The following is a 7,283-nucleotide window of genomic DNA, read 5'->3' as shown; positions in this document are numbered from 1 at the left end:
GACCTGCTGTGAACTCACAGTGGTATCCGCCGCACTCCTGCCTGACCGAATCAGAAGCCGCCCGACTGCACATCGGACTCATAGACAACCTAAATGCTCGGCTGCCCCGGCACACTCCCATTGCCTGCGACGGTTTTATCACGCTCGGACTGTGGCTGAGTGTAAGTATCCGTTCCCGACTTTCATCGCTTACTTCACATCTGCGCTATGTGAAACCAGAGATGTTATCGCTCGCTCTTTCGAGGTCATCGCGCATCTCTGGGCTGGTACGGCTCACCGCCCCACCATCGGAAACAACGTAACTCCTGATCCCATATTCAATTTTCAAGTTGCTGTCTAAGTCCGAAGACTCTTCCTCAGTTCCAATCATAACAGACTTTTTTCACATAATAAATGCGAAATGAAACTCAATTGTTTATTTATACTTCCATTTCAATATGATGTGTGCTATAATAGTGGTAACCTATCTTTGGAGGCAAAACTTATGTATCTGAGCCGTGGACTGTACGTTTTCCCAAATAAACATACTATCAGGCGCTTTATGTACGATGGAGAGGAAGCGACTGAGCTGCCTGAGATAACTTTTGAGCAGCAACTGATAGACTTTCTTGAGATCGATCTGACGCCATTCAACAGACTTCTTGACAAACTGAAAGCATATACCAAGGAGAACACGACTCCTGATGAACTTTTGAGCGTGTGCCGAGCTGTTGGATATACCGCTGAGATCTTTTGTCAGGAAGAACCAGTGTACAGCTTTCTGCTGTGTACAAAGCTGTATGTTGACAGTTATGATATATCAAGTTATGAAGAGCTTTTTGAGTATAAGGATCACGCTGTTGAAATGCTGCGAGATATGGTACACACTCAAAACATCTTCTTTACTATCGCCGATGCGTATTGCAGGTTCGAGGGTAGTCACGAAGAGAAGACAACCAAAGCATTCTTAGGCAGGGAAACAATTTTCAAGTGCCAGTTTGAACAAGTCATTGCTCATACAGATGTCGGCACGGAAATGTTTCAGATGACAAGACCTAAGCTGCCATATAGCAGAGGTTACCGTTTTGACAACCTGCCTGCCTATATATGGTACATCTTCCTGCACGCAATGGAATATGATACGAGTTTCAGTCAGTGCGACTACTGCGGACATTTTTTCAAGCCCAAGACAAAGAAAAAGACCCGATACTGTGATCGGGTCAGGGATGATGACGGGCGCACCTGTAAACAGATAGGTCCGCAGCAGATATATAAATTCAGGATAAATCACAGCGAGCTCCTCGCGGACTATGACAGAGCTATCAATCGCAATTATAGGCGTGTCGAGCGGTACGAACTTAAACTCGATGACGAAAAGCTGGGCAAGGACTTGTCCTATAACGATTATGCCGACTGGCTTAGAGATCTCCATACTTCAAAGGTAGCGTTTATGTCAGGGGAGATGTCGGAGGAAGAGTTCAAGGAGGTTATTCATCTGCTTGACTGAATGGGGAAATAGCGCGCTGCAAAACGAGCGTTCACTCCAACAAAAAAGGAGATAAAGACCTTTTTTATTACGGAGGCATAAATGAACACATCAAACAATGAGAACAAACGTTGCTTTTTCCAATTAGCTATGGTATAATTATCTTAGATATGCCAGACAAAAACAATAATCCTACTTAATTTATAGGATTCAAGAAAGAGGTGTAATATGTCATATTTTTATATTAGAGATATACAGTATAATAAGCAACAAATTGCCGGATTAACAATATATAATCATTCCGCTGCATTAAATAAGCCAAACGTTTTATTTAAATATTTTCCAAATACAATTAAGGATATGAACGGTGTTGATCGTAACTTTTCTAAAGAGGCTCTTGCTAATAATACTGTTCACCTTTCAGCACCATCTGAATTTGACGATCCTTATGATTGTAATGTTTATGTGGATTACAACGAGTTTGCGTTACAGAGGGTACGATACTATGCATTATTATGCGGCGTAAACATAAAGCAAGAGTGGGATTATGCTGAAGTTTCACGAAATCTTGCAATGCGCATTTTTATGCATATTTCTTCAGGAGGGAAAGTTGCATCATTATTCGAGTTGGATAAAAGCAATGAGCTGGTCCGTGTTCATCAGGAGTATTTTCTAATTTCGCTGGAAAAAGAACTTTTACAAGCACGGTTAAATCCAAATGCAGATGGCGAATTCTATTATAAAGCGATAAACCATGTAATCGACACTGAATACAATAATATGCAGAAGACCGCAAATCGCTTCAGAGTTTCTTGCTTTGCTCAATCGCCTTACTCTATGCTTATGTGGTCACATTACGCGAATAATCATCAAGGATTTTGCATCGAATATGAAACTCCTGACTACTCTAAAGAGAACGAAAATATATATTTTAATCTTTTCCCTGTTATCTATACAGATACAAGAACGTCACTCACTAAGTTGAGTTTGAATTGGAATGCAACAGGATCACTCTCTCATTCCGATATTTGGGACTTCTATAAATATTGTTTGCTCAGCAAAAGCCTTGATTGGAAGTATCAGCAGGAATGGCGCTTGATTTCTTGTGACACACTTCTCACAGACCAAAACTATAACTGTAAATTCTTCAAAATCAAGAAAGTCTACCTGGGCAATAAAATGTCTGCGAAGGACAGATTGGAAATTATTGATATTTGTAAAAAGCAAGGTATACCTTATACTGGTGTGACAATTGCTTCTGATCAATTCAATATGAGCGATTGTGGCATACTCTGCGAAGATTGTGATAGAGTGAAGCAATACATACAATCTAATTCTTCTACAGTTTAACTTTAAATTCATGGGTTCCAAATTAAACTGCAATTTTTGAAGGATATAGGATAATCATGTCAAAGCTTCTTGCTTTTTCTGCTTTTTTGTATTATACTATATAATGGTATATAGTAACGAATTGGAGTTGTAAAGAATGAACATTATCAGTTTGTTTTCCGGCTGCGGTGGGCTTGATTTAGGCTTTGAACGTGCAGGTTTTGATATTCCGGTGGCAAATGAATATGATAAAACAATATGGGAGACTTTCAAGATCAATCACCCTAAGACGCATCTAATCGAGGGTGACATCAGAAAAGTGAATGAAGCAGATTTCCCTTCTGATGTAGACGGTATCATTGGCGGTCCACCTTGTCAGTCATGGTCTGAAGCTGGTTCTCTGCGTGGTATAGATGATGAGCGAGGACAGCTATTTTTTGATTACATAAGAATACTCCGCAGAGTACAGCCTAAGTTTTTCCTTGCGGAGAATGTCAGCGGTATGCTTGCCAACAGACATAATGAAGCTGTGCAGAACATCATAAAGCTCTTTGAGGAGAGCGGATATAATGTCACTCTCACGCTTGTAAACGCAAAGGACTATGGTGTTGCAGAGGAACGTAAAAGAGTGTTCTACATTGGTTTCCGTAAAGATTTAGGCATTGACTTCAAGTTCCCTGTAGGCTCAACAGTCGATGATAATAAGAAACTCACGCTTAGAGATATTATATGGGACTTGCAGGAAACGGCAGTTCCCTCCGCAGAAAAAAATCATCGTAATCCTGCTGCCGTTAATAACAATGAATACTTCACTGGGGAATACTCACCTATATTCATGAGCCGTAACCGAGTAAAATCATGGGACGAGCAAGCATTCACTGTACAGGCATCTGGCAGACAGTGCCAGCTTCACCCACAGGCTCCCAAGATGATAAAGGTCGGCAAGAATGATTGCCGATTTGTGGAAGGCAAGGAGCATCTCTATCGTCGTATGACAGTCAGAGAGGTGGCAAGAGTGCAGGGCTTCCCTGATGACTTCAAGTTTATCTACGAAAGCGTGAATGACGGTTACAAAATGATTGGAAACGCCGTACCCGTTAATCTTGCATTTGAGATAGCAACAGCGATCAAAAAAGAATTGGAGGCAGTGATATGAGTTCCAAGAGCAACGATCAGGGCAGAGCGTTTGAATATGCCTGCATAATAGAACTGAAAGACAGAATTGAGGACAAGCGTCCTGTCACAGTTGATGAAGAATCAGTCATGGCATCTCTCAGAGCGTGGGAAACGCTGAGCAAAGTGGAACATCAGACTTATCTTCGTGCTGCCGATGCGTTTATTGATACTTTATTTTCAGCCGAACCGCTTATCCTTGAATGTGACGGAGATGATGATATAGTTGTCCTCTCTATCAACAAGGATTCTGATGCCGAGGGCGGTGATGTCCGTGACATCGTAATCACAAGGAAGTCTATCCGCTGGGATATTGGTCTTTCCATGAAGCACAATCACTTTGCGGCGAAGCATTCTCGTCTTAGCCCTAAGATCGACTTCGGAGCTAAATGGTATGGTCTGCCTTGTGATGACAGCTATTGGAATGTCATTAGACCGATATTTGTACGATTGCAGTCGCTCAAAGAAGAAAAAGTGGCTTGGCATGATATGACAGATAAAGAGGATAGCGTATATCTCCCGATAGTCGATGCTTTCATCAAGGAAATGAACAGAGCATATAAAGCTGATAGCACCATTCCGGCAAGGCTTATCTCATATCTACTCGGTATCCGTGATTTCTATAAGGTCGTAGCCATTGACAAGAAGCAGCTCACTGAGTTCCAGTCCTTCAATCTCCGAGGAGAGCTGAACAAGGACGGCAAAAAGACTAAGGCGACACTTATCATACCCAAGGCAGACCTGCCGACAGAGATTATCTCTCTGCGTTTCAAGCCTGAATCAAAGAGTACAGCGGAACTGTATCTGAACAACGGCTGGTCGCTGTCATTTAGGATACATAATGCTTCGACTATCGTTGAGCCTTCGCTGAAATTTGATATTCAGTTCTTGGGTGTGCCGGCTAATATTATTACGGTTAATTGTATGTGGAGGTAAAAAACTATGATTATTGAAAAATACGATAACGAAACATTTCCTGAAAACGAAAAGGTACAAAGTCCTGAAAGTAATGCGACTTTAATTAACGAAAAATACATGAAAGGTGAAACCCGACTTGTCACTGAACAGGCGAGATACCCTCTTCCGACCTTAAAAGAATTGTTTAGCAAAGAATCTACTTATGAATTACAACCCGACTTTCAAAGGAGAAAAGGCAGATGGTCTATCGAGAAAAAATCCAAACTCATTGAATCATTTATAATAAATGTTCCTGTTCCGCCAGTTTTTTTATACGAAGTTAGCTTTGCTAATTATGAAGTAATGGATGGTTTACAAAGAATTTCCACAATAATTGATTATTATAACGACGAATTTGAGCTTGTCGGTCTTGATCAATGGGCAGAATTAAACGGCATGAAATACAGTGATTTGCCAGAAAAAATCAAAGAAGGTATAGACAGAAGATATTTATCATCAATCATACTTCTAAACGAATCTGCATCTAACCCCCAAAAGGCCATGCAAATGAAACAGCTCGTATTTGAAAGGCTCAATACAGGTGGAGAAATGCTTTCAGGTCAAGAAATCAGGAACGCCATATATAATGGCAAAATGAATGAACGTTGTATTAAACTATCTGACAATCCAATATTTAAAAAGCTATGGGGATTAAAAGATAATAATGCTACAAGCGTTGATAAAGATCCTCTCTATAGGAATATGGGAGATGTTGAATTAGTTTTACGCTTCTTTGCAATGCGTTTCTTTGATAAGTTCACTGGCAAACTTGATATATTTTTAGATACATACCTGAAAAACGCAAATTTATTTCCTGACAAAACACTCGATATGTTGGAAAAACTGTTTTTAAGAAATATATCAGTTGCTTATGAACTGCTTGATGATAAAGCATTTAAAATTTACAAATACCGCTATACTTCCTTAGATTGGAGTTCAGAAGCACAGCGAACAATTTATGATCCTATGATGCTCGCACTAACGCAATTACAACTAACTGATGATGAAATAAAGAACGTTAATAAAGATAAACTGAAGCAGGAACTCCAAGATTTTTACAGTAATCATGAAGCTGATTTTGATGGAAAAAAGCAATCACGTTCTGACATACAACATAGAACCGTATTACTTTACAATTTCTTTTCCAATTATTTCAATAGAGAGGTTGAAAATGCTTAATTCATTTAAAATATCTCTTAAACAGTTAGATGCACAACTCAATGAAATAGTAAATTTCATTGATAGTATTAATTCATCTGTTATTTCACGTTCAACAGTATCTTATAATGCAGTTATTATTAGCCTATATGGTTGTTATGAAAATTATGTAAATTCACTTATTGGGGAATTGATTCGTCAAATATCTGACAGTTCAAGTGATTACAATGAAATTCCTACGGACATGATAATAAGAAATTTAAACCTGTCTTCAGACTTCTTAAATGCTCCACAGCGTTATAAAAACTTCGATTTGCAAAATGAAGATGTAATCAACAATATTTACTCTGGTAGAATAACTAATAAATTGTTGTTAAAACATGGCGGAAACCTCTCTATAACCGTTTTGTCGGATTATATGAAAAATTTGGGCATAAAAAATGTTGCCCAATCAATAAAGAATAGTGATGATTACCATAAATACTATTCAGAAAAGAATATGATTTCAGTTGAAAACGCAAAAACATATCTCAATGGACTAGATAACAATACTGTCTTTGCTTCATTAGATGATATTATTTCACAAAGAAATGCCATTGCTCATTCATGGAAATCCGATGAAAAGGTTGATTATTCGATAATAAAAGATGAGTGGATTAAGTTTATTAAGATTTTTTGTAAGTGTCTGTATAATATAGTTATTCAGTTTTATTCAGAATGGCTTGTTAAACACAATAAGCTATTTTGTCCATTAAAATTTCAAATATATGGTTCTTCTATTGTTGGTTTTTTTGATGTTATACCTCATTGGAATGGAAATAAGGAAACTATACTCATAAAATCAAATGACAAAATCCACGTTGGCAAAATAATGAATGTTAAAATATTCGAAAGCCATAAAGCATCAATGGAAATTGAAGGTTGTAGTCTACAAAAAGAAAAACCTGATAACTATTCATTTTATTTTGATAAAGCATTTCTTGAAGGATATACAGACAATATCAAACAATTAGAAGAACAACCAGCAACTTAATGCATAAGAAAAAGCAAGGATAAATGCTTTTTAGGGAAGAATCCCCGCTTTATATTCATTGAACATCGGTTTACAACTTTTTTGGGGGAATACTCCACTTTTGGCACTAATTTGTACTAAAATCGCCTGAAATCGTTTGAAGTTACTATAATCGGTGCTTCAATAATT

General features: G+C 38.2%; 6 protein-coding genes. All 6 read left to right on the top strand.

Annotated features, from left to right (window positions below):
- The first annotated feature begins 541 nt into the window (after window positions 1–541).
- The 6 genes from DSZ37_RS15510 (at window position 542) to DSZ37_RS15485 (ending at window position 7,115) form a co-directional block, all read left to right on the top strand.
- A complete protein-coding gene (locus DSZ37_RS15510) occupies window positions 542–1,486 on the top strand; it encodes a DUF6076 domain-containing protein (protein ID WP_146198203.1) in 945 nt (314 codons plus the stop codon).
- A gap of 207 nt (window positions 1,487–1,693) precedes the next feature.
- Window positions 1,694–2,815, top strand: a complete 1,122-nt coding sequence (locus DSZ37_RS15505; RefSeq protein WP_109727769.1) for a DUF2971 domain-containing protein — start codon at window positions 1,694–1,696, stop codon at window positions 2,813–2,815.
- Window positions 2,816–2,951: 136 nt separating this feature from the next.
- Window positions 2,952–3,950: a DNA cytosine methyltransferase gene (locus DSZ37_RS15500; RefSeq protein ID WP_109727768.1), complete on the top strand. Its 999-nt coding sequence runs from the start codon at window positions 2,952–2,954 to the stop codon at window positions 3,948–3,950.
- On the top strand, window positions 3,947–4,903 hold the full coding sequence (locus tag DSZ37_RS15495) for a HaeIII family restriction endonuclease (protein ID WP_109727767.1): 957 nt from the start codon (window positions 3,947–3,949) through the stop codon (window positions 4,901–4,903). The genes DSZ37_RS15500 and DSZ37_RS15495 overlap by 4 nt, the downstream gene beginning before the upstream one ends.
- 6 nt (window positions 4,904–4,909) lie before the next feature.
- Window positions 4,910–6,103 (top strand): DUF262 domain-containing protein, encoded by a 1,194-nt coding sequence (locus tag DSZ37_RS15490; RefSeq protein ID WP_109727766.1) that lies wholly within the window; start codon window positions 4,910–4,912, stop codon window positions 6,101–6,103.
- A complete protein-coding gene (locus DSZ37_RS15485) occupies window positions 6,096–7,115 on the top strand; it encodes an MAE_28990/MAE_18760 family HEPN-like nuclease (protein ID WP_109727765.1) in 1,020 nt (339 codons plus the stop codon). The genes DSZ37_RS15490 and DSZ37_RS15485 overlap by 8 nt, the downstream gene beginning before the upstream one ends.
- Window positions 7,116–7,283 lie beyond the last annotated feature (168 nt).

The sequence above is a fragment of the Ruminococcus flavefaciens genome (assembly GCF_900116855.1).
GTDB classification, from domain to species: Bacteria; Bacillota; Clostridia; order Oscillospirales; family Ruminococcaceae; genus Ruminococcus; species Ruminococcus flavefaciens_R.
Note: the sequence above shows the minus strand (reverse complement) of the source record. Positions and strands in the feature narration are given on the sequence as shown.

What these genes read in the sequence shown, in the direction of transcription:
- DSZ37_RS15510 (WP_146198203.1), top strand. Translation starts at nt 542, where the DNA reads ATGTACGATGGAGAGGAAGCGACTGAGCTGCCTGAGATAACTTTTGAG.
- DSZ37_RS15505 (WP_109727769.1), top strand. Translation starts at nt 1,694, where the DNA reads ATGTCATATTTTTATATTAGAGATATACAGTATAATAAGCAACAAATT.
- DSZ37_RS15500 (WP_109727768.1), top strand. Translation starts at nt 2,952, where the DNA reads ATGAACATTATCAGTTTGTTTTCCGGCTGCGGTGGGCTTGATTTAGGC.
- DSZ37_RS15495 (WP_109727767.1), top strand. Translation starts at nt 3,947, where the DNA reads ATGAGTTCCAAGAGCAACGATCAGGGCAGAGCGTTTGAATATGCCTGC.
- DSZ37_RS15490 (WP_109727766.1), top strand. Translation starts at nt 4,910, where the DNA reads ATGATTATTGAAAAATACGATAACGAAACATTTCCTGAAAACGAAAAG.
- DSZ37_RS15485 (WP_109727765.1), top strand. Translation starts at nt 6,096, where the DNA reads ATGCTTAATTCATTTAAAATATCTCTTAAACAGTTAGATGCACAACTC.